A 21,084-nucleotide genomic window follows, 5' to 3' on the forward strand; every position below is an offset into this window, starting at 1 on the left:
GGGAAAGGTTCTAGCTGGCGAAGCGGCCGGCGTCGGCGCCGTAATAATTCAGGTAACGGTCCGAGATGCTGGTGATCGGCAGCACGATCAGCACGTCGGTCGTGTTGAAGGCATGATCGACGACCGCGCTGGAGCCGACCATCGCACCGAGGCGCAGATAGCCCTTGATCAGCGGTGGCAGGGCCATCAGCGCCCGCTTGGGGTTGATGGCCTCGACGGGCATCAGGTCCATGTTGCGGGCCAGATCCGGCAGGGCGCCGACAGCCCATTCGTTCTTCGCCAGCGCATTGTGATAGAGGAAGGACAGCGCCAGCGCGTGGCTTTCGAGATAGACGCCGGGGAAAGAGGCGCAGCCGAACATGGCGCTGACGCCATGCTTCAGCGCATAGGCCCAGTTGCCCTGCCACAGGAGCTCGACGGTGCGCTTGGTGCGGTATTCCGGCAGCACGCAGGAGCGGCCGAGCTCCATGAAGCGCTTGTCCGGATGTTTGGCGATGAGGCCGTCGATTTCGAATTCGGAAGCCGAGTAAAAACCACCATTGGCGATGGCGACATCTTGACGCAACAGCCTGTAGGTGCCGACGATCTGGTCTTCCGGGTCGCCCTCGATCGAGCGGTCGAGAACGAGAAGATGATCGCAGACAGCATCATAGGCGTCGACGTCGCGCTGGCGGCGCATGGCGTCCAGAGGCAGCTGCGCCTTCATTTCGTCGACGAAGACGCGGTAGCGCACGGCCTGGGCGGCATCGATCTCGCATGCCGTGCGGGCAAGGCGGGTCTCCAGATTGCCGATGCGGCCGAGGATATCGCCGTCCTTCTGGACAGCAGCCGTCGAGGGCCGTGCGGGCTCCGCGGTGGTGTCACGATTCAGGATGTCGATGGCGGACATGACGATTCTCCCGTTGCCGGCTTATCGACGCCATAAAACACTTCTCTGCGACAGGAAAGTGACATTTTGAGTTTCCAGGCGCAAGAAGTGTGCCGGTTTCTGAGGCGCTCACCGCGCCTCTGCCCGGCGGGCGGAAAGGGCGGCAACCGCCTGAACTTCGGTCAGCAGCCGCACCGGATCGACCGGCTTTACCATGACGCGGTTGGCGCCATTCAGCAAGACCTGGCGGCGCGATTCGTCGCTCTTGTCGGCGGTCAGCACGATCACCGGCACCGAGGCAAGATCGAGCCGCCGTTCATGGCCGCGCAGGCGTCCCAGCATTTCGATGCCGTTACCACCAGGCATCGAGAGGTCGCTGATGATGATATCGGGCCGGGCATTCGCCTCGCAGAGCGCGTAGTCGAGCAGGGCCTCGAAATCTTCGACATGGCGCACCTTATGCCCGCCCTTTTCCAGGACGACGCGCACCAGCATGGCATTGATCGGGTCGTCCTCGCCGAGCAGGATGCTGAGCCCGCTGGCGGCAACCAACGTCTCCGCCACCGAAAGGCCGAAGCCCGGCTGGTTGTCGTTCAGCGCGTCGCGCTTCTCCATGCCGCGCATGCGCCCGCGCAGCACGTCGATCAGCGACTGCTCGCGCAGCGGCCGGATGAGCCAGGCGTCGAAAAGGTCGAGCGGATGGGCGCTGCGCTCTTCCGGATTGACGAGCAGCACCTTGCGCAGGCCAAGGGCGGCGATGTCGGCGCGATCGGCAAGATGGGCGGAAAATTCTGCCGACATCCGATGGTCGATGATGATATCGGTCGGCCGCCGTCCGCCCTTTGCCAGGCCGAGCAGTGTTGCCCGCGCCGTCTCGCCGTCGCCGACGAGATGGCAGAGGCCGCCGAGCGTGGTGATCGTCTCGGCAATGGCTGTGCGCGCCGCACCGGCTGGGGCGAGCAGCACGACGCTGTTGCCGGCAAGCAGCGTGTTTCGCCGGTCGGGGCGCTCACTGCCGATATCGACAGGGAAGCGGATGGTGAATTCGCTGCCTTTGCCCTTTTCGCTGGCAACCGTCAGCGCGCCGTTAAATTCGCGCATGATGCGGGCGGAGATGGCAAGGCCGAGCCCGGTCCCGCTGCTCTTGTCGGCAACGCTCCCGCCCTGCTCGAACTCGCCGAAGACGCGCGCCTGCTCCTCCGTCGTCATGCCGGGACCGCTATCGGTGACGGTGATCGAGATGTCGTCGGCGTCGAGCGATACGCGGATGAAGACACCGCCGACCTGGGTGAACTTCACGGCATTGCCGATGACGTTGAAGAGAACCTGGCGCAGCCGCGCCGGGTCGAAGCTCATATTTTCGGGCACGTCGGACGACACTGTGGCGCCGATCTCGATACCCTTTTCATGCGCCCGGTGGGCGAGCATCTCGACGACGCTTTCCAGAAGCTTGCGCAGCGATTCCGAGCGCGGGTGCAGCGCGAAGCGGCCGACCTCAATGGTGGAGAAGTCGAGCAGATCCTCGACGAGTTGTGTCAGCGCATGGCCGGACTGGCGGATGTTCGCGAGATAGTTCTGCTGTTCCTGCGTCAGCCGCGTCTCGGCGATCAGATGCGTCATGCCGAGGATGCCGGAAAGCGGCGTGCGCACCTCGTGGCTGACGGTGGCAAGCAGCCTCGATTTGGCGGCGCTGTTATATTCGGCCTTCTGCCGGGCCTCTTCGCGACCCTGCGCGATGAGCCGCTCGTCGGTCACGTCGCGGGCAACGCTCTGCAGCAGCAGGCGGCCATTTGCCGGGTCGCGGGTGACGACGTCGCGCCAGAGGAAGATGCGCTGGCCCTCCGGTGTCGAGATCTCGACATCGTAGCAGTGCGGTATCGGGCCGGGGCGGAAGGCAAGCCCGATCTCCTCGCAGGTTTTTCCTTCCGGACGCAGCCGCCCGCTCAGGCGGCGAAAAGTATCGTTGGCGGAGATGATGCGCCGGTCCATGGTCCGGCTGACCGTGATGTCGCCGAGCACGTCGTGCACGTCGGCAAACAGCTTTGCGCCAGCGTTCCAATCCTGCAGGGATTTGCCGGGGCCTTGCCCGGCCTTGCGCGGCCGAACCATCAGCAGGGCATAACTGGCGATGACGGCAAGGCCAAGAACGACAAGGCCGCCCGAAAGAAGCAACGGATCGCCGGCATGGGCAAGCAGCATCAGGATCGTTGCGGCAAGAAGGCCGGCGCCGCCCAGCCAGTAGAACAGCAGCCGCCTTGTCGGTGCGGTTCCCCTCTGACGATCATCGGCTCCCTGAGGTGCCGATGCGCCGGGTCGTGAGGAAGAGGCCTCCATCCGCTTCTCATGCGGCTTGGCGGCGGGTCCACCGAAGGCGGCGGACAATCTTTCCTGCAACTGTCCCAGGTTCTGCATGCTATCTGGATAACATGAGGCCCGTTCCGAATGCCTTCAGGATTTCGATAAGATTTTAGCGGCTGGCCTTTTTTGGCAGCAGCAGCTCGTCGAGAATGACGCAACCCGCGCCGATGGTGATGAAACTGTCGGCGAGATTGAAGACCGCGAAGGACCAGCTCTCGGTGTAGAAAAGAATGTAATCGATCACATGACCATAGGCGAAGCGGTCGACGAGGTTGCCGATCGCGCCTGCGATGATCAGCGCATAACCGAGATGAGCGATCCAGCGGTCCTTCGCTGTGCGGTGCCACAGCCAGATGACGAAGGCGACGATGACGAGCCGCATGCCGACGATGAACCAGCCGTCCATGCCGGACAGCATCGAAAAGGCGACGCCGAGATTGTAGGTGCGGTAGAGCGCCAGCATCGGAATGACCGGCACCGCCTCCTGCAGCGGCAGAGTGTGATCAACAGTGATCTTGACAACCTGGTCGATGAGAACGGCGACGACGATGAAGAAGAGGATCGGTGCCGGGCGCGAAAACAGCGCAGGGCGTGCATGCGTCTGTTCGGTCATTTGCCCTCGGCAAGTGAGAGGAGATGGCGGCGCGCCTCGAAAAGCATGACGGCGGTGGCGACGGCGAGGTTGAGGGAATCGGCGCGGCCCTGCTGCGGAATGCGGGCAAGCGCATCGGCCTCCCTGGCAAGCTGCTCCGGCAGGCCGGATTGTTCGTTGCCCATCAACAGCACGACCGGCTTCTTCCGGTAGTCGATCGTCCGGTAATCGACCGCGCCGGCAAGATGCGTCGCGACGACGGAAACGCCGGCCGATTTCCGCCAGGCGATGAATTCCTCAGGTGTCGCCCGCGCGACCGGAACGGCAAAGACCGAGCCCATGGTGGCGCGCACGGTTTCGAGCGAAAAGGGGTCGGTCGTTTCTCCGAGCAGAATGATGCCGGAAGCGCCGGCCGCATCGGCCGTGCGGATGATAGTGCCGAGATTGCCGGGGTCGCGCACTCGGTCGAGCGCCACCCATGTCTCGCCCTCCTTTGGCCGGATACCCTTGAGCGGTGTCCAGCGCTGCTCGAAGATGCCGACGACCATCTGCGGATTGTCACGGCGGGTGATCGAGGCGATCACCTTTTCGCTGACTTCGAGCACCAGCCCGCCCGAGGCGACGGTCCTTGCCGCCATCTGCTCGACCAGCGGCTTGCCTTTGGCGGCCTTGGCATAGACCAGCGTGCGGATCGCCCAGCCGAGTTCGATCGCATCGATGACGAGCTTCAGTCCTTCGGCGAGGAAAGTGCCGCTTTCCTCGCGCGACTTCTTGTTCGTCAGCGCCTTGATGTCCTTTATGATCGGATTGGCAAGCGAGGTGACTTCCTTCACCTGTCCGACCCTGCGCGGCCCCTGATCGTGGAAGTCCTTGCTCATTTGGGCACCCAGCGGGAAAAGAGGGAGGTGGAAAGCGCGCGGCCCTGCGTCCTGCCGTCGGTGCCGGCTTCGCGAATCACCAGCTCGCCGGATTCGACCACGCCGCCGGCGCCGCGCATCGTCTCGCGCATCAGCTCGTGGATCGAATAGAAGCTGGCGCGGATCGAATAGGCCGTCAGCACCAGGCCCACCGCCTTTGGCGACAGGATCTCGCGGCAGACATCGAGCATCAACGGCAGATGCTCGAAGAGGTGCCAGACTTCGCCATTGGGGCCGCGGCCGAATTTCGGCGGATCGGTGAGGATGATGTCGTATTGGCTGCCGCGGCGTTCTTCGCGCAGGATGAATTTCATCGCGTCCTCGCAGATCCAGCGGATCGGCAACTTCTCCATGCGCCCGAGCGCCTGGTTTTCCCTTGCCCAGCCAATCGCCTTCTTCGAGGCGTCGACATGGGTGACCTCGGCTCCGGCTGCGGCGGCGACAAGCGAGGCGACGCCGGTATAACCGAAGAGATTCAGCACCTTCAGCGGCCGGCCGGCCTTTTCGACCTGCTCTTTCATCCAGCTCCAGTGGACGATCTGTTCGGGGAAGACGCCGACATGGCGGAAGGAGGTGAAGCGGCCGAGGAAATCGACGCCGAGCAGGTTGAGCGGCCAGGTCTCGCCGAGTGCCTCTTTCGRGAAGCGCCAGCGGCCGGTGCCTTCCTCGTCGGTGTCGCCGGTGAAGGCGGCATCGACCTTTTCCCAGACTTGGGGCGCCAGCGAAGGCCGCCACAGCGCTTGGGCCTCGGGGCGGATGATGCGGTAGGGGCCATATTGCTCCAGCTTTTCGCCGTTGCCGCTGTCGATCAGGTGGAAGTCGCCGGCCCCGAGCGATTCGAGGATGACGGGCACGCGCTCAGTCGGGCGCTCGCCGCTGCGTGTTATCAGGGGACGCACGACGGCGGCAGGCACAGCAGCCTCGCGCACCGCCTCGCGGGTTGCCGCGGGCCGCGCGACCGGCTTTGGCGGCCGGCCTGCCCGATCGTCCCTGCGGCTTTCACCGGAAGGACCTGATGTTTTCTTCTGGCCCGGCCGGCCTTCTCTTTGTTTCAACGTGCTCTTCCGCATCTCTGTCGGGGTGGCTTATCGGCTTTGCGTCCTCTACAGCGCCGTGCGTCTTTTTGAGACGCGCAAAGGACGCTGCAGCACTTGAATTATGCAGTAGCCCAGAAAAGCGTGCCGGATCAACTGCGCAGCCGACCTGACCCGGGCAAGACGACAGGGTCTCCCGGCGCGGCGCCTATTTCAAGCCCTCGGAGGCTTGTGTGCGAAGCCAGCTTTCCGCCGCATAGAGGGCTGCGACATGCATCGATTGCATGATGACGGCGCCGGACTGCAGGTCGCCAAGGGTGGCAGCAAGATCCGCAAACAGCAGGTCGACCTTCTCGCCGGGGTCGAATGCCGGTTCGCCGACCTTGCTCAGGCCGAGCGCCAGCCAGCTCGTCACCACATTGCTGTGATTGGCCGCATTCGGATAGGAGGTGAGCAGCTTGACGAAGGTCGAGGCTTCATAGCCGGTCTCTTCCCGCAGTTCGCGCCGTGCCGCCGTCATCGCCGCATCGCCGGTCTTGCTATCGCCGGGTTCGACGCCGCCGGCGACGAGACCGGCCACGATCTCGCCGCGGCCGTGCCGGTATTCGCGCGTCAGCAGCACGCGCCCGTCGGGCATCAGCGGAATGACGTTGATCCAGTCAGGATAATCGAGCACATGGAACGGCGCGATGACGGTTCCATCGGCGGTGACGCAATCGTCGCTCCGGACCCGGATCCAGCGATCTTCATAGGTGATACGGCTTGCCGTCACGCTCCAGGGCTTCAGTTCGTCGTTCATCGGCCCATCCCCTATGTGTGTCAAATGTGTGCCAGATCGGAACCCGGCAGATAACATTCCGTCCCGCCTTGGCAAAGCGCTTTCCCGCTGGGATAAGATGAGCTGATCGGAGATGGGGCCATCGAATGGATTTCACCGGCGAAGAACGCATCGCCGCGCCGCGGGACGTCGTCTGGGCAGCGCTCAACGATCCCGAGATCATGCGCGGCTGCATTCCAGGCTGTCAGGGCATCGAGCGGCTGTCGCCGAGCGCTTTCGAGGCGACGATCAAGGTCAAGTTCAGCCTGCTGTCTGCCACCTTCCATGGGCTGCTGACGCTCTCCAATGTCGATGCGCCGAAGAGTTACACGTTGTCGGCCGAAGGCAAGGGCGGTCTTGCCGGCTTCGCCAGGGGCAGCGCCGATATCGTGCTCGAGGAAAGGGGTGTGGAGACCATCCTGCACTACCGGTCGAAGGCCGAACTCGGTGGCAGGCTCGCCCAGCTCGGCGCCCGCCTGCTCGATTCGACCTCGCAGAAGCTCGCCGAAGGGTTCTTTTCGGATTTCAATGCCGCCGTCGTCGCGAAGATGGCGGCCGGTTAGGCTTGGCGCGGGCTGAGGGTTTGTTTAAATCGACGTCATGACGTGGACCATCAGGCCGCCGCGGGCGGAAGACCAGGAAAGGCTCGCGGAGATTTATCTTTCCGTGCGCCGCGAAACATTCGTCTGGGTCGATCCCGGCAAGTTCTATCGCGAGGATTTCGCCGCCCATACGAATGGCGAGACGGTTTTCGTCTGCGCGCATGAAAGCGGCAGCGTCGCCGGCTTCCTGTCGCTCTGGCCGGAGGACGATTTCATCCACATGCTCTATATCAGCCCTGAATTTCATGGGCAGGGCGCTGGCACGGCGCTGCTGCACGCCCTGCCGGAATGGCCGCAACACCGGTACAGGCTGAAATGCCTGGTGAAGAACCGGCGGGCGAAGGCGTTCTACCTTTCCCACGGGTTCCAGGTGACCGGCAACGGCGCCTCGCCGGAGGGTGACTATGAGGAATTGAGCTTTTTTCCGGTTTGAGACGCCGCCAAAGCCGGCCGTCGACATGCCAATCCGGTTTTACCGCGCCGGCAGCTGCCCGGCGATTTCCTCGGCACGGTTTTTGTGGCGGTCGGCCTCGCCTTGCCAGCGAATGGCTTCCTTGGCCTCGGTGCGGGCGCGCTTGCGGTGTTTGCCCTGGCTGAACCAGGTGGCGGCCGCGCCGATCAGCATGCCTGTGATCAGCGCGATGAACAGGAAGACGAAGAAGGGCGCGGAAACTGCAAGCACCTGGTCTTCCGGCCGGAACGGATTGAAGGCGAGCGTGACGCTCTGCCGGTTGGCGACGCAAAAGACGATGAGGATGACGCCGAGCGGCAGCAGAATCAACAGGTTGACGATCTTCTTGGCCATTTGAGGTCTCCACGCGGCAGATTGCGCCGGTCTTTTTGCGGGGCGCGTTTCATGCTTACAGCGCCACGCGTCTCTTCAGACGCGTAAAGTACGATGCGTTACCAGAATAGGAAAACGGCCCTCAAGTTCAAGTGCGGTTTCGCCGCAGGCAGCGACGGCTCAATCCTCTTCGTCGGCCTGGCCGGGATTGAGCCGCTCGCGCAGCTCCTTGCCGGTCTTGAAGAAGGGAACCCACTTCTCCTCGACGAAGACGGTATCGCCGGTCCGCGGATTGCGACCGGAGCGGGAAGGGCGGTTCTTGACCGAAAAGGCGCCAAAGCCGCGCAATTCGACTCGGTTACCCGCAGCCAGTGCATCCGTGATCTCGTCGAGAACCGCGTTGACGATATTCTCGACGTCGCGGTGATAGAGATGCGGGTTGCGTGCCGCAACTATCTGCACCAATTCGGACTTGATCACATTCGCCCCCTTAAATTATTGATTTCTTATCAATCGTGGCCAACCTGCCAAACTGAAAGCAGCCCGTCAAGAAGCAACTTTGGGGGCAGGATTCCATTGATATCCTGGGTTTTCATGAGATCATCATAACCGAAGATCGTAATCAACCGGGAAACAGCCCCAGCGAGCAGAAAGGGCGTATTGCTCTTCTTGTCCCAGTCCACCATCGGCAGTTCGCCGTCGACGCCGCGCGACGTCAGATAAGCGCGGATCTCAGCCTCGCCGCCGATTGCATCGACGAGTTTCACCTTCAGCGCCTGGCGGCCGGTATAGATCGTGCCGTCGGCCAGTTTCAGCACCTCGTCGCGCGGCAGCTTGCGCCGGTCGGCAACCAGGTCGACGAACCAGTTATAGCTGTCGACCACCATGTTGCGGATCATCGCCTTGGCCTCTTCGCTCGCCTCGTGGAAGGGCGAGGGCTCGGCTTTCAGCGGCGAAGACTTGATCTCCTGCAGCGAGACGCCGATCTTGTCGAGCAGCGGCTGGATCTGCGGGTACTGGAAGATGACGCCGATCGAGCCGGTGATCGAGCTGTCGCCGGCAATGATCGTATCGCCGGCGGTGGCGATCATGTAACCGGCGGAGGCGGCAAGTGTGCGCACGTCGGAGACGACAGGCTTCTTGGCTGATATCGCACGGATCGCCTTGAAGATTTTTTCGCCGCCATAGGTCGTGCCGCCGGGCGACGAGATCGAAATCACCGCTGCCTTCACCTGGTCGCTGGTCTCGACCTTCTTCAGCCGCTCCAGAAGTTCGTCGTCGTCGACGATCAGTCCAGATATCGTCACATGGGCGATATGCGGGCGCTCCGTCCCGGCATCGCCGAGGGCAAAGTGGTAGAAGGCGAAACCCAGTGCCACGATGAGGGCCACCGCGATGAGGCGCCAGAAGCCGAGCTTGCGGCGCAGCCGCCGGCGATCCGCGATGATCGAACTGTCCATGGAAACCTCCAGCGCTGGCACCGGCTTCGGCACGCCGCCGATCAATCCGGTGAAATAGGGTGGCAGCGACCCGTACGAATGCCACTTTTAAATGTTTTTCCGTTTTGTTGCTTGTTGCAGAAAAAATTCCATATTGGCAAGCCAATGTAATAATGCGAAACGAACTGTGATTGGCGGCCCGCTTTGTTATCGAGGCGCGGCGATCACCGCACATGGACAAGGCCTATGCTCGATACCCTGAAGAACAACGGACATGCCGCCTATTCAGGGTCCGGCAAGAATGCCTATGGCGATGCGTTGTTCCATTCCGCCCGCGTGCGCCGGCTGAAAATATTGCTGCCGGTGGCGGCCCTGGTCATCGCAGCGAGCCTAACCGCGGTGGCGTTGGTCCGCATCTATCTGCCCGAGAACATCAAGTTGGAAGGCGCCAAGATCGAGAACGGCAAGGTCGTGATGGAAAAGCCGGCGATCGCTGGCCGCAATTCCGACGGCATCAACTATTCGATGCTGGCCGAAAGGGCGTTGCAGGACATCCGCAATCCCAATCTCATCACGCTCGAAACCATTAAGGCCGCTGTGCCGATGAATGACGGCCTGATCGCCCGCGTCGTCGCCTCTACCGCCGACTACAACCGCGCCACCGACAATCTGCATATGACGGCCCCCTTCACTTTGGTGCTGAGCAGCGGCCTCAATGCGAATTTCCAGTCCGCGCAGCTCGACATCAAGGGCGGAAACATGCGGAGCGACGACCCCGTCACCATCACCAAGGACAATGCCTCCATTGTTGCGCAGACGCTTCAGATAACCGATAAGGGGCGGGTGATCACATTCGAGGGGAATGTTCGAATGAATGTCGATCCATCCACCATCCATAAACAGGGCACTTAACCAGCCGGGTCATCCATGACAAAAGATTGTCGCATTTCCACTTGCAAGACAGGCATGGCATTCATTGCCGGCGCATTTGCCCTTATTCTGACGGCCTCGGGCGCGGGTGCGCAGTCGACCACGATGTCGGGCATGAAGCTTTCCAACGACCAKCCGATCCAGATCGAAAGCGACAAGCTTGAGATCCATGACCAGGAACACACCGCGCTCTTCACCGGCAAGGTCAAGGTCGTCCAGGGCACGACGACGATGCAATCCGGCAAGATGACCGTCTATTACAAGGATAAGGCGGCAAAGCCGGCTGCTGACGGCGCCCAACCCGCCGCCCAGCCGGAGCAGTCGGCCTCGCTTGCATCGGGAAGTGCTGATATCGACAAGATCCTGGTGACGGACAAGGTCCTCTTGACCTCGGGCACGCAGACGGCGACCGCCGATGACGGCAATTTCGACATGGCCTCGCAGACATTCATCCTCACGGCAGATGAGGGAAACAAAGTTATTCTATCGGACGGGCCGAACGTCTTCACCGGCTGTAAACTGACGGTTCACATGCAGACTGGCCAGGCGGAGCTTGAAAGCTGCGGCGGGCGTGTCCAGATTCAGCTCGATCCGAAATCGAAGCCGAATACACCGCAGCAGAAGCAGAACTGAGAAGCCGGCCTCCCACGTGAAATTATCATCGCTATCCACCATGTTCGGCAAGCCCGGGCCACAAGCTGCGGGCGCCGCCGACAAGAGCCGCTATCAGGGAACGCTGATTGCACGCGGTCTGACGAAGACCTATGCGACGCGGCGCGTCGTCAACGGCGTTTCGCTGGTGGTGCGCCGTGGCGAGGCCGTTGGCCTGCTCGGCCCGAACGGCGCCGGCAAGACCACCTGTTTTTATATGATCACCGGCCTTGTGCCGGTGGATGAAGGCACGATCGAGATCGACGGCAACGACGTCACGACCATGCCGATGTACCGCCGCTCGCGCCTTGGCGTCGGTTACCTGCCGCAGGAAGCCTCGATCTTCCGCGGGCTGACAGTGGAAGAGAATATCCGCGCCGTCCTCGAAGTGCATGTGAAGGACAAGGCCGAGCGCGAGCAGAAGCTGAACGAGCTGCTGGAGGAATTCCATATCCAGAAGCTGCGCAAGAGTGCCGCCGTCGCCCTGTCCGGCGGTGAACGCCGCCGCCTCGAAATCGCGCGTGCACTTGCGACCGACCCGACCTTCATGCTGCTCGACGAGCCCTTCGCCGGCGTCGACCCAATCTCGGTCGCCGACATCCAGAATCTCGTTCACCACCTGACGGCGCGCGGCATCGGCGTTCTCGTCACCGACCACAATGTGCGCGAGACGCTGGGTCTCATCGACCGCGCCTACATCATCCATGCCGGTGAGGTGCTGACCCATGGCCGGGCGAACGACATCGTCAACAATCCGGAAGTGCGCCGGCTCTACCTCGGCGACAATTTCAGCCTCTGATACCGGGCGACCCGCAGAAATTCACCTTGTCGGCATAGTTCCGCTTGACCAAATACAATAAAAAAGCAATTTTTGGGCCAACTTGGATTTCCGTGGCCTGAAGCCTTGATCGGACGCGGTTTCCCGGAGGAATTGAGGGGAGTTTCGCGTCCGTCATGGCACTGTCCGCCAATCTTTTCCTGCGCCAGACCCAGTCCCTGGTGATGACACCGCAACTGATGCAATCCATCCAGTTGCTGCAGATGACGCATTTTGAACTCACCCAGTTCATCGCCCAGGAAGTCGAGAAGAACCCGCTGCTCGAATTTCCGTCGAATGACGGCGAGGGGGGCGGTGAACGCGGCGAATCCGAAGACGGCGAKTATGCTCATCAGCCGGAGGATGCTGGGTCGGATGACGGTTACGACAACCGGACCGAGGCGCTTTCCAGCGACTGGTATGACAATGGCGGCAGCGCCAGCACGAGCCGGCTGAACGACGAACTCGACGCCAATTACACCAACGTCTTTCCTGATGACGGTGCCCCGCAGCGCCTCGATGCGCCGGAGCTCGTCAGCCAGTGGAAATCGATGCCGGGCAGCGGCGAGGGCGCCGATTACGATCTCGATGATTTCGTCGCCGGCCAGGTGTCGCTGCGTGATCATCTCGCCCAGCAGATCCCCTTCGTCCTGCCTGACATGGCCGACCGGCTGGTCGCGCAGAATTTCGTCGACCAGCTCGACGACTGCGGCTATCTGCAGGCCGATATCGTCGAGGCGGGCGAGAGGCTGGGCACGAGCCTCGCACAGGCCGAGCGCGTGCTTGCCACCCTCCAGAGCCTCGATCCGCCGGGTGTTTTCGCCCGCAGCCTCGCCGAATGCCTGGCGATCCAGCTCAGGCAGAAGGACCGATATGACCCCGCCATGCAGGCTCTGGTCGAAAACCTCGAACTCCTGGCGCGGCGCGATTTCGCCACGTTGAAGCGGCTCTGCGGCGTCGACGAGGAAGATCTTCTCGACATGCTCGGCGAGATCCGCCAGCTCAATCCCAAGCCCGGCAGCGGTTTCGAGGCGGGTGTTTCCGAAGCGATCATGCCGGATGTGGTCGTCAGAGCCTCCTCCGAGGGCGGCTGGCTGGTCGAGCTCAATCCGGATACGCTGCCGCGCGTGCTGGTAAACCAGTCCTATTTTTCCCGCGTGACTCGGAATGGAGAGGATCACGCCTTCCTCTCCGATTGCCTGCAGAGCGCCAACTGGCTGACCCGCAGCCTCGACCAGCGGGCAAAAACCATCATGAAGGTGGCAAGCGAAATCGTCCGCCAGCAGGACGCCTTCCTGCTGCATGGCGTCGACTACCTGCGCCCGCTGAACCTGAAAACGGTCGCCGAGGCGATCAAGATGCATGAATCCACAGTCAGCCGCGTCACGTCGAACAAATACATGCTGACGCCGCGCGGCCTCTTCGAACTCAAATATTTCTTCACCGTCTCGATCAGCGCCGTCGCCGGCGGCGACAGTCATTCGGCCGAGGCCGTGCGTCACAAGATCCGTGCGCTGATCCTGCAGGAGAGCCCGGAGGCGGTGCTTTCCGACGACGATATCGTCGACATGCTGAAGAAGGGCGGCGTCGATCTTGCCCGCCGCACGGTTGCGAAATACCGGGAGGCGATGAACATCGCCTCTTCGGTGCAGCGCCGCCGCGAGAAGCGGGCGCTCGCCAAGGTCGCCGGCTTCTGACGCTGTCATACTTCGACCTGGATCGAAGCATCCCGCCCGCAAATCCCGTTATTCCTCTCCAGCGCCCTGCGTCTTTTCAGACGCGCAACGGCGCTGTAACCATCTGAATTTTCTTGAACGAAGATCGAAATGCCGACGATGACGCCGCAAAATCTGAACCTTGCCAGGGAGCTTTTCCTGCTGCTGGTGCTGGCGACCCTCTGGGGTTCCTCCTATAGCTTCATCAAGATCGGCGTCGAGACCATCCCGCCGATAACGTTGATCGCCGCCCGCACGCTGATTGCCGGCGGTATTCTGCTTGCCGTGCTGCGCCACCGGCGTGTCCGCCTGCCGCGCGATGGTGCGATCTGGCGCCGGTTTTTCGTTCAGGCCTGTCTGAACAGCGTCGTCCCCTTCACGCTGATCGCCTGGGCAGAACAGTCCGTCGATGCCGGATTGGCGGTGATCCTGAATTCGGCAACGCCGATCTTCGCCTTCCTGCTGACCGTGCTGATGACCCGCCATGAGCAGGTGACACTGCGAAGGCTTTTCGGCGTCATGGCCGGGCTTGCCGGCATCTGCCTCGTCATCGGCGTCGAAGCGCTCGGCGGTCTCGGCGAAAGCCTGATGGCGCAGCTTGCCATCATCCTGGCGACCATCTGCTATGCAGGTGCCGCGATTTTCAGCAAGAACTTCAAGGGGCTCGATCCCGCAGTGCCGGCGGCCGGCTCGTTGATTTCAGGCGCGGTCATTCTCCTGCCCATGAGCCTCGTCGTCGATCGGCCATGGGAACTCGACCCGTCGGCGGCATCGGTGCTGGCGCTGCTTGCCCTCTCCGCCTTTTCGACGGCCCTTGCCTTTACGATCTATTTCCGTCTCGTCCAGACGCTGGGTTCGGTCGGAACCACCTCGCAAGCCTATCTCAGAGTGCCGATCGGTGTTGCGATCGGCATCGTCTTCCTCGGCGAAAAGCTGAGCCAGACGGCCTGGATCGGACTCGTCTGCGTCATATCAGGTGTCGCAGCCATGACGATCCCCGCGAGGGCGAGCGCAACGCAAGCGCGAAGCGCATAAAGTTGATGGGGTGGCAATCGGCGGCATAACTTGCCCAGCAAGGTATCGACTACACGTTACCCGGGCGCCGCCGATGGTGATTCTCGCCCTATTGACTTTTCGGTAACCTCTGGCTAGAAGCCCGCCGCAATCGATGCCGCGAACGGCGTCTGTAGTTATCCCCAGCATCAGAAGGGTACCAAGGACCCGCAGGCCTAAGCCGATCTTGCTTGAGATTGTGCGAAGTGCTTGGATGAACCTGAGGCTTGGCGTAAACTGATACCCGCAAACGACCATAAGAAGGGAAACTCCATGAGTGTGCGTGTATCCGGGAAACATATGGAAATTGGTGAATCCTTCCGTCAAAAGATCGAGGACCAAATTGGTATGGCCATCACGAAATACTTCGACGGGGGATATTCCGGCCAGGTTACCGTGGAAAAGGCGAGTTCTCGTTACTCGGCGGACTGCAAGCTGCATCTCGACAGCGGCGTGGTACTGCATGCGGCCGGCGAGGCGACCGACCCGCAGTTGGCTTTCGACGCTGCCTCCCAGCGGATCGAAAAACGGCTGCGGCGTTACAAGCGCAAGCTCAAGGACCATCACGCCGGAAACCATCTGAATGGTTTTGCAGAGGTCTCCTACACGGTTATGGATTCCGTTCCTGATCACGATGATGAAATCGCCGACGATTTCGCTCCGGCGATCGTCGCTGAAAGCACCAAGCAGCTGAAGACCATGTCGGTCGCCACCGCCGTGATGGCGCTCGACATGACCGACGAGCCGCTTCTCCTGTTCCGCAGCCCCGGCAAGGAACATCTGAACATCGTTTACCGTCGGCACGACGGAAATATTGGCTGGATCGATTCAGCCAGTATCAAAGGCTGAGATCAGCGTGGTGAGCGGCGGTGTTGCCGCCGCTCCTTGCATTTGATCCCGGCGACAGAAGGAAAAAGAAATGGCATTGGCAGATTTGCTCCATCAGGATGCGATCATTCCCGCCCTCAGAGTAAATTCCAAGAAACAGTTGCTTCAGGAATTGGCTGCAAGAGCCGCCAGGATCACCGGGCTTTCCGAACGGGAGATCTTCGACGTTATCCTGCAGCGCGAACGCCTGGGCTCGACCGGCGTCGGCAACGGCATCGCCATTCCCCACGGCAAGCTGGGAAACRTCCATTCGATCGTCGGCATCTTCGCTCGGTTGGAGCAGCCGGTCGATTTCGAGGCGCTGGACGACCAGCCGGTCGATCTCGTGTTCCTGCTGCTTGCGCCGGAGGGCGCGGGCGCTGATCATCTCAAGGCTCTGTCGCGTATCGCCCGCGTGCTGCGCGATCACGATCTGGTCGCCAAGCTGCGCGCCACCGATTCCTCCCAGGCGATCTATGCCTTCCTCAACGAAGAGCAGACGTCGAACGCTGCCTGACGCACGTCGCGCGATAACGCATCGCATTCTCGAATGCAAAAAGGCGCCTGATCTATCGGGCGCCTTTTCATTATGAGGGGTTGAACGATCAGAACTCTTCCCAGCTGTCTTGCGCCACGGCAGCGGATCCACGCGACGGGGCAACGGAGCGACGGATCGCCGGCGCGCTCACGCGAGGCGAAGGGGCCGCAGCCGCTGGCGCCCGCATCTTTTGCGCGACCGAGGCAAGCGCTGCGGCGTTCCCCGAACCCGAGACATTGAAGCGGGTGGCGAGCGCCTTCAGCGTCTGTGCCTCGTCGTTGAGTGCGACGCTGGCGGCGGTCGCTTCCTCCACCATCGCCGCATTCTGCTGCGTTACCTGGTCCATCTGGTTCATGGCCTGGTTGATTTCCTTCAAGCCGACAGCCTGTTCGCTGGCCGATGCCGAGATCTGCCGGATGAGGTCGTTGATGCCCATCACCTGTTCGGCGATCTTGTGCAGCGTGCCGCCGGCGCGCCCGACGAGATCGACGCCTTCCTTGACCTGGACGGCCGAGGTGTTGATCAGCGTCTTGATTTCCTTGGCGGCATTGGCCGAACGCTGCGCGAGTTCACGCACCTCCTGGGCGACGACGGCAAAACCCTTGCCGGCTTCCCCGGCACGCGCCGCCTCGACACCGGCGTTCAGGGCGAGCAGGTTGGTCTGGAAGGCGATCTCGTCGATGACGCCGATGATCCGCGAAACCTCCGTCGAAGATTGTTCGATGCCTTGCATCGAGGCAATCGCCTTCTGCACCACTTCGCCGGACTTTTCCGCATCCTGGCAGGCGAGGTTGACGTTGTCGGCTGCCGTGCGCGCATTCTCGGCGCTGGAATCGACCTGCGCGGTGAGCTCGTTGAGCGCGGCCGCCGTCTCTTCCAGGCTTGCGGCCTGCTGCTCGGTGCGCTTGGCGAGGTCGGAAGCGCTGTTGCTGATTTCGCCGGTGCCGGAGCCGATGTTGGCGACGCTGAGGTTCATCGTGTTGATGGTCTCTTCGAGGCTCGCAAGGGCGGCGTTGAAATCCTGTTTCAGCTTGCCGTATTCGCCGGGGAATTCGTCGGTGATGCGATGACTGAGATTGCCCTGCGACAGCTCGGAAAGGCCGGCGCCGACGATCGAGACGATATGGCGCTGCAGCGACACCGATTCCTGGCGTTCCGATTCCGAGCGGCTGCGCTCGGTCTCGGCGGCCTGCCGCTGGTCGGCGGCCTCGTCTTCGAGGCGGCGGCTGTCGGCGAGCGTGAAGCGGAAGCCTTCGAGCGCCTTGGCGACCGAACCGACTTCGTCGCTGCGGTCCTGGGCGGCGATCGGCTCGCCGTATTGGCCGTCGCTCAGTGCCTTGACGCTGGCGACGAGTCCGCCGAGCGGCCGCTGCACGAAAGAGCGGACCGCGAAATAGAGCGCCAGCATGACGGCGCCGAGCACGATCAGCCCGTTGATGATCATCATGTAGGTCTGGTCTCGCACCGGCGCGTTGATCGCCGTGTGCGGCACGTCGACGAGCACGACCCAGGTGGCGTTGACGCCGGGGACCGCGAACGGATAGACGACACGATCGAAGGGATCGAGGCCGTCATAGGTGAGGTTCCTGACGAGACCGGGCTGCTTGCTCGACAGCGCCGTCTTGACGATGTCGGCGCCCTCGCCGTCATATTCCTTGGTCATCAGGTCGGGGATCGGCGCGACGATCCAGTTGCCGGCCTGCGACAGCAGCGTGACGCGGCCCGAACCGAAAGGATGCAGCGCCTGCAACTTGTCGGTCAGCGACTTCAGCGAAATATCGACACCGCCGACGCCGATCATCTTGCCGCCAGACATGACCGGATAGGCAATCGAGGTCAGCAGCGTCGGCACATCCGTTCCCTCGGCCATATAGGGCGTGGTGATCGCGCCCTTGCCACTGTCGGCGGCGAGCTTCCACCATGCGGCGGTATAATCATTGTCGAAGGTCGAATATTGGATGCCGCCGTCCTTGGTCTTCGACCAGTAGGGCGTGAAGGCGCCGTTCTTGTTGGTGCCTTCGTCATTGTTGTTGGCGATCTCGGTGGTCTTGCCGTCAAGCGCGCCGAGCTGCTCGCAGAACCAGCTGCCGAAGGCGAAGGCATTCTGCTCGAGATTGGCCTTGAGCACGTTGATCATGCCCTTGCGATCGAGCGACTTGCCTTCATGGCCGCGGCCGATGACGCCCGACATGGTGCGCGCGGCGCTGGCGAGTTCGCCGACATTGGCGGCGATTTCATTGGCGATCGATTTTGCCTCGAGGTTGGCCTGATCCATCGTCAGCGTCTGGACGCGATCCCGGGTCTGGCCGATGAGGAAAAAGTTCGAAACGATGAGAACAAGCGCGATGGCGATGCCGGTGATAACGATGAGTTTCGCGGCAAGCGATTTCATGCGAAAAATGAACATGGGGTCCTCAGGCAAGGATGCGCCGAACGGGCATTCTCCGGCGCAGGAGCAAAGGCTTCGCCCCGTCATGGAGCTGCCGCCTACAGCGCCGCGCGTCTTTTCGAGACGCGCAATGGACGCTGTAGCACTTTGAATGGCTGCATAATTTTATCCTTAAATCGATTCCGATTTAAGGAATGATGCAGTGGATGGCCGGAATCCGAAAGGCGGGAAGGAGCCGGCGACCACGAGCAGCATCGCCGGAGATCTCTTAAATTTGAATGAAACTCGATCGATCGAGACAAGGAAAATCGCCGGAACGCCCTGAATTACAGGGAGTTTTGCCGGCGGCTTCGCAATGAGACGCCTCTATATCCTGTCTGCGACTTCCTCGCTCAAAGGGATCGAAGGTTGCGCCCCAGCCTTGAGGCATGCGAGCGAACCGGCAACCGCCGCGCGGCGCAGCGCCGAGACAAAATCGAGGCCGTCGTCGAGGCTGGCGGCGAAATAGCCGCAGAAAGTGTCTCCCGCGCCGACCGTATCGACAGGTTCGATCTTGAGGCCCTGCGCCCTTGAAATCGCCCCGTCGCGGATGGCGATGACCCCGTCGGCGCCGAGCGTCACGATCAGCGTCTGGCCGGTTTCCGCATGCAGGCGCACAAGGGCGGCCTCGCGCGCTTGCGCGTCCATGCCCTCCTGTCCGGCGAGCCGCTCGAATTCGGTCTCGTTGGCAATGACGATATCGGCAAGCCGGCCGAGACGCGGCGCATCGGGGATCAGCGGCGCGAGGTTGAGAATGCTGGTGACGCCCTTGGCGCGGGCGGCCGACAGCGCGCGTTCAACGGCGGCAGCCGGTACTTCGAGCTGCAGCATCAGGATATCGCCTTCGTTCATGCGGCCGATCGCCGTCTCGGCATCGGCAGGCGTGACCTGGCCATTGGCGCCGGGAACGACGGCAATCATGTTCTCGCCATCGCCGCCGACAAGGATCAGCGCCGTGCCGGTGGGAGCGTCGACATGGTTGATGAGGGAAAGGTCGGTGCCTGCATCATCGAGCAGAGCCAGCGCCTCCGCAGCGAAAGCATCCTTGCCGACGGCGCCGGCCATATGCACGTAGCGGCCGGCGCGGCGCGCTGCCAGCGCCTGGTTGGCGCCTTTGCCGCCGGCGGCCGTGGCAAAGCCGTTGCCGGCCACCGTCTCACCGGGCTTCGGCAGGCGCTCGGTCGTGGCGATGAGATCCATGTTGATGGACCCGAAAACTGTGATCATGAATGTGTCCCGTCTTCTGGAGCCTGCAAGTGACATCATKCTCCTGCATGTTTCATGCGGGCGCGACACTGCCCGAAGCGGTCACTCCTCGTCAACCACCCGCAGCTTCAGAAGCCCGGTACGGCTTTCCACCGATTTGACGGCGGCTTCGCTGTCGCGGGCGGGCTTGGCATCGCCGCTGCCGGCCTCGAATTCCAGCGCTTCGATCCTGGCGCCGCGCCTGGTGAGCTTGTCGGCTGACGTGACCACCATGTCGATATCCTTCTGTGCCATGGCGAAATGGCCCTGCAGCTTGCGCACCCGCTCATCGAGGCGGCTGAGATCGTCCATCAGGATCGCCACTTCGCCCTGGATCAGATGCGCCTGCGCCCGCATGCGCTGATCCTTGAGCACGGCCTGGATGACCTGGATCGACAGCATCAGCAGCGACGGCGAGACGATGACGATACGCGCGCGATGCGCCTTCTGCACCACCGGTTCGAAATGCTCGTGGATCTCGGCGAAGATCGATTCGGACGGCACGAAGAGAAAGGCTGTATCCTGGGTTTCCCCCTGGATCAGATATTTCTCGGAAATGTCTCGAATATGGATTTCCATGTCGCGGCGGAACTGCTGGCCGGCGATCTTGCCTGCCTCGGGGCTGCCGGCGTCGCGGATCGCGTTCCAGGCTTCGAGCGGAAATTTCGCGTCGATCACCAGCGGCGGCGCGCCGTTCGGCATACGAATCGTGCAGTCCGGCCGCGAACCGTTGGAGAGCGTCTGCTGGAAGGCGTAGGCGCCCATCGGCAGGCCGTCGGCGACGATCGTTTCCATCCTGGACTGGCCGAAGGCGCCGCGCGTCTGTTTGTTGGACAGAATGGCCTGCAGCCCGACGACATCCTTGGCGAGCGTCTGGATATTATTCTGCGCGGCATCGATGACCGCCAGCCGCTCCTGCAGCCGCTGCAGGTTCTCATGCGTCGATTTTGTCTGCTCGGTGATCGTCGAGCTGACGCGCTGCGACATGCCATCGAGGCGTTGGCTGATCGTCTGGTTGAGTTCGCTCTGTCGCGCGCCGAAGACCTCGGTTATCGCCGCGATGCGGCCCTGCATCTCCGCCTGGATCTTCAAAAGCTCGGCCATGCGCGCTTCGTTTTCCTCAGCACGAAAGCTTGCCTCCTCCGCCTGCTCGCGGCGAAGGCCGGCGCCGCGCAGCAGAAGCACGATCACCAGCAGGGCGAGGGCGGCGAGAACGCCGCCGACAAGCGCCAGCATGGCCGGGCTGATCGAGGCAAGGGAAAGGGCGAGCGATTCGGAATGGATGGTCATGCGGCAAGCATAACAGAAGAAACGGCGATATATAGATCAAAACGTGAACGGAATGGACGACCCGCAATATCCTCGCACGCTATCGCTCTTCCGCGCTCGGGGAGAAGAAATCGCCGTCCGATTTAACGATTGCTCAACC

The 21,084-nt window shown here is 62.2% G+C and carries 21 protein-coding genes; 9 read left to right on the plus strand and 12 right to left on the minus strand.

Features of this window, described 5'->3' with window-relative positions:
• Positions 1–10: 10 nt before the first annotated feature.
• The 6 genes from olsB to AC1ECN_RS02075 form a co-directional block, all read right to left on the minus strand.
• Entirely contained in the window at positions 11–889 is an 879-nt protein-coding gene (gene olsB / locus AC1ECN_RS02050; protein WP_130671831.1) for a l-ornithine N(alpha)-acyltransferase, read from the minus strand.
• 108 nt (positions 890–997) lie between these two features.
• Entirely contained in the window at positions 998–3,280 is a 2,283-nt protein-coding gene (locus AC1ECN_RS02055) for a PAS domain-containing hybrid sensor histidine kinase/response regulator (RefSeq protein WP_130671832.1), read from the minus strand.
• A gap of 55 nt (positions 3,281–3,335) precedes the next feature.
• Positions 3,336–3,839, minus strand: a complete 504-nt coding sequence (lspA, locus tag AC1ECN_RS02060) for a signal peptidase II (protein ID WP_018070073.1) — start codon at positions 3,837–3,839, stop codon at positions 3,336–3,338.
• Positions 3,836–4,696 (minus strand): TrmH family RNA methyltransferase, encoded by an 861-nt coding sequence (locus AC1ECN_RS02065; RefSeq protein WP_024322180.1) that lies wholly within the window; start codon positions 4,694–4,696, stop codon positions 3,836–3,838. The genes lspA and AC1ECN_RS02065 overlap by 4 nt, the downstream gene beginning before the upstream one ends.
• Complete coding sequence (locus AC1ECN_RS02070; RefSeq protein ID WP_477952035.1) at positions 4,693–5,790, minus strand: class I SAM-dependent methyltransferase; 1,098 nt, start codon at positions 5,788–5,790, stop codon at positions 4,693–4,695. The genes AC1ECN_RS02065 and AC1ECN_RS02070 overlap by 4 nt, the downstream gene beginning before the upstream one ends.
• A gap of 187 nt (positions 5,791–5,977) precedes the next feature.
• Complete coding sequence (locus AC1ECN_RS02075) at positions 5,978–6,625, minus strand: NUDIX hydrolase (RefSeq protein ID WP_018070076.1); 648 nt, start codon at positions 6,623–6,625, stop codon at positions 5,978–5,980.
• Between the two features lie 68 nt (positions 6,626–6,693).
• Between AC1ECN_RS02075 and AC1ECN_RS02080 the strand changes: the two genes are divergently transcribed.
• Both AC1ECN_RS02080 and AC1ECN_RS02085 read left to right on the plus strand, forming a co-directional pair.
• Positions 6,694–7,149 carry an SRPBCC family protein gene (locus AC1ECN_RS02080; RefSeq protein ID WP_018070077.1) on the plus strand — a complete coding sequence of 152 codons (456 nt, stop codon included), beginning with the start codon at positions 6,694–6,696 and terminating at the stop codon, positions 7,147–7,149.
• 37 nt (positions 7,150–7,186) lie between these two features.
• A complete protein-coding gene (locus tag AC1ECN_RS02085; protein ID WP_018070078.1) occupies positions 7,187–7,621 on the plus strand; it encodes a GNAT family N-acetyltransferase in 435 nt (144 codons plus the stop codon).
• Between the two features lie 39 nt (positions 7,622–7,660).
• On the opposite strand, the gene AC1ECN_RS02090 is transcribed toward AC1ECN_RS02085, so the two are convergent.
• From AC1ECN_RS02090 to sppA, 3 genes are all read right to left on the minus strand, one after another.
• Complete coding sequence (locus tag AC1ECN_RS02090; RefSeq protein WP_017966752.1) at positions 7,661–7,993, minus strand: LapA family protein; 333 nt, start codon at positions 7,991–7,993, stop codon at positions 7,661–7,663.
• Between the two features lie 159 nt (positions 7,994–8,152).
• The gene (locus tag AC1ECN_RS02095) at positions 8,153–8,452 is read right to left on the minus strand and encodes an integration host factor subunit beta (protein WP_003544934.1); all 300 of its coding nucleotides are present in this window, start codon (positions 8,450–8,452) and stop codon (positions 8,153–8,155) included.
• Between the two features lie 29 nt (positions 8,453–8,481).
• Entirely contained in the window at positions 8,482–9,432 is a 951-nt protein-coding gene (gene sppA / locus AC1ECN_RS02100; protein ID WP_024322176.1) for a signal peptide peptidase SppA, read from the minus strand.
• Positions 9,433–9,657: 225 nt separating this feature from the next.
• Here sppA and lptC point away from each other — a divergent pair, with 225 nt between their 5' ends.
• From lptC to ptsN, 7 genes are all read left to right on the plus strand, one after another.
• Positions 9,658–10,323, plus strand: coding sequence for an LPS export ABC transporter periplasmic protein LptC (gene lptC, locus AC1ECN_RS02105; RefSeq protein ID WP_024322175.1), 666 nt, complete (start codon positions 9,658–9,660; stop codon positions 10,321–10,323).
• A 15-nt stretch (positions 10,324–10,338) separates the two neighbouring features.
• The gene (locus tag AC1ECN_RS02110; protein ID WP_477952040.1) at positions 10,339–10,974 is read left to right on the plus strand and encodes an LptA/OstA family protein; all 636 of its coding nucleotides are present in this window, start codon (positions 10,339–10,341) and stop codon (positions 10,972–10,974) included.
• Between the two features lie 40 nt (positions 10,975–11,014).
• A complete protein-coding gene (gene lptB, locus AC1ECN_RS02115) occupies positions 11,015–11,791 on the plus strand; it encodes an LPS export ABC transporter ATP-binding protein (RefSeq protein WP_020397421.1) in 777 nt (258 codons plus the stop codon).
• A gap of 155 nt (positions 11,792–11,946) precedes the next feature.
• Positions 11,947–13,506, plus strand: coding sequence for an RNA polymerase factor sigma-54 (gene rpoN / locus AC1ECN_RS02120; protein ID WP_477952042.1), 1,560 nt, complete (start codon positions 11,947–11,949; stop codon positions 13,504–13,506).
• Positions 13,507–13,635: 129 nt separating this feature from the next.
• Positions 13,636–14,559, plus strand: a complete 924-nt coding sequence (locus tag AC1ECN_RS02125; protein WP_130671835.1) for a DMT family transporter — start codon at positions 13,636–13,638, stop codon at positions 14,557–14,559.
• Between the two features lie 291 nt (positions 14,560–14,850).
• Complete coding sequence (hpf, locus tag AC1ECN_RS02130; RefSeq protein ID WP_017958734.1) at positions 14,851–15,426, plus strand: ribosome hibernation-promoting factor, HPF/YfiA family; 576 nt, start codon at positions 14,851–14,853, stop codon at positions 15,424–15,426.
• Positions 15,427–15,496: 70 nt separating this feature from the next.
• Positions 15,497–15,961 carry a PTS IIA-like nitrogen regulatory protein PtsN gene (gene ptsN, locus AC1ECN_RS02135; protein ID WP_477952044.1) on the plus strand — a complete coding sequence of 155 codons (465 nt, stop codon included), beginning with the start codon at positions 15,497–15,499 and terminating at the stop codon, positions 15,959–15,961.
• 88 nt (positions 15,962–16,049) lie between these two features.
• On the opposite strand, the gene AC1ECN_RS02140 is transcribed toward ptsN, so the two are convergent.
• The 3 genes from AC1ECN_RS02140 to AC1ECN_RS02150 form a co-directional block, all read right to left on the minus strand.
• On the minus strand, positions 16,050–18,389 hold the full coding sequence (locus AC1ECN_RS02140) for a methyl-accepting chemotaxis protein (protein WP_130671836.1): 2,340 nt from the start codon (positions 18,387–18,389) through the stop codon (positions 16,050–16,052).
• Between the two features lie 348 nt (positions 18,390–18,737).
• Positions 18,738–19,637 (minus strand): ribokinase, encoded by a 900-nt coding sequence (locus AC1ECN_RS02145; protein ID WP_018070087.1) that lies wholly within the window; start codon positions 19,635–19,637, stop codon positions 18,738–18,740.
• Positions 19,638–19,718: 81 nt separating this feature from the next.
• Positions 19,719–20,945: a DNA recombination protein RmuC gene (locus AC1ECN_RS02150; protein WP_130671838.1), complete on the minus strand. Its 1,227-nt coding sequence runs from the start codon at positions 20,943–20,945 to the stop codon at positions 19,719–19,721.
• Between the last annotated feature and the right edge of the window lie 139 nt (positions 20,946–21,084).

It is taken from the genome of Rhizobium sp. 01N447_2 (genome assembly GCF_056399245.1).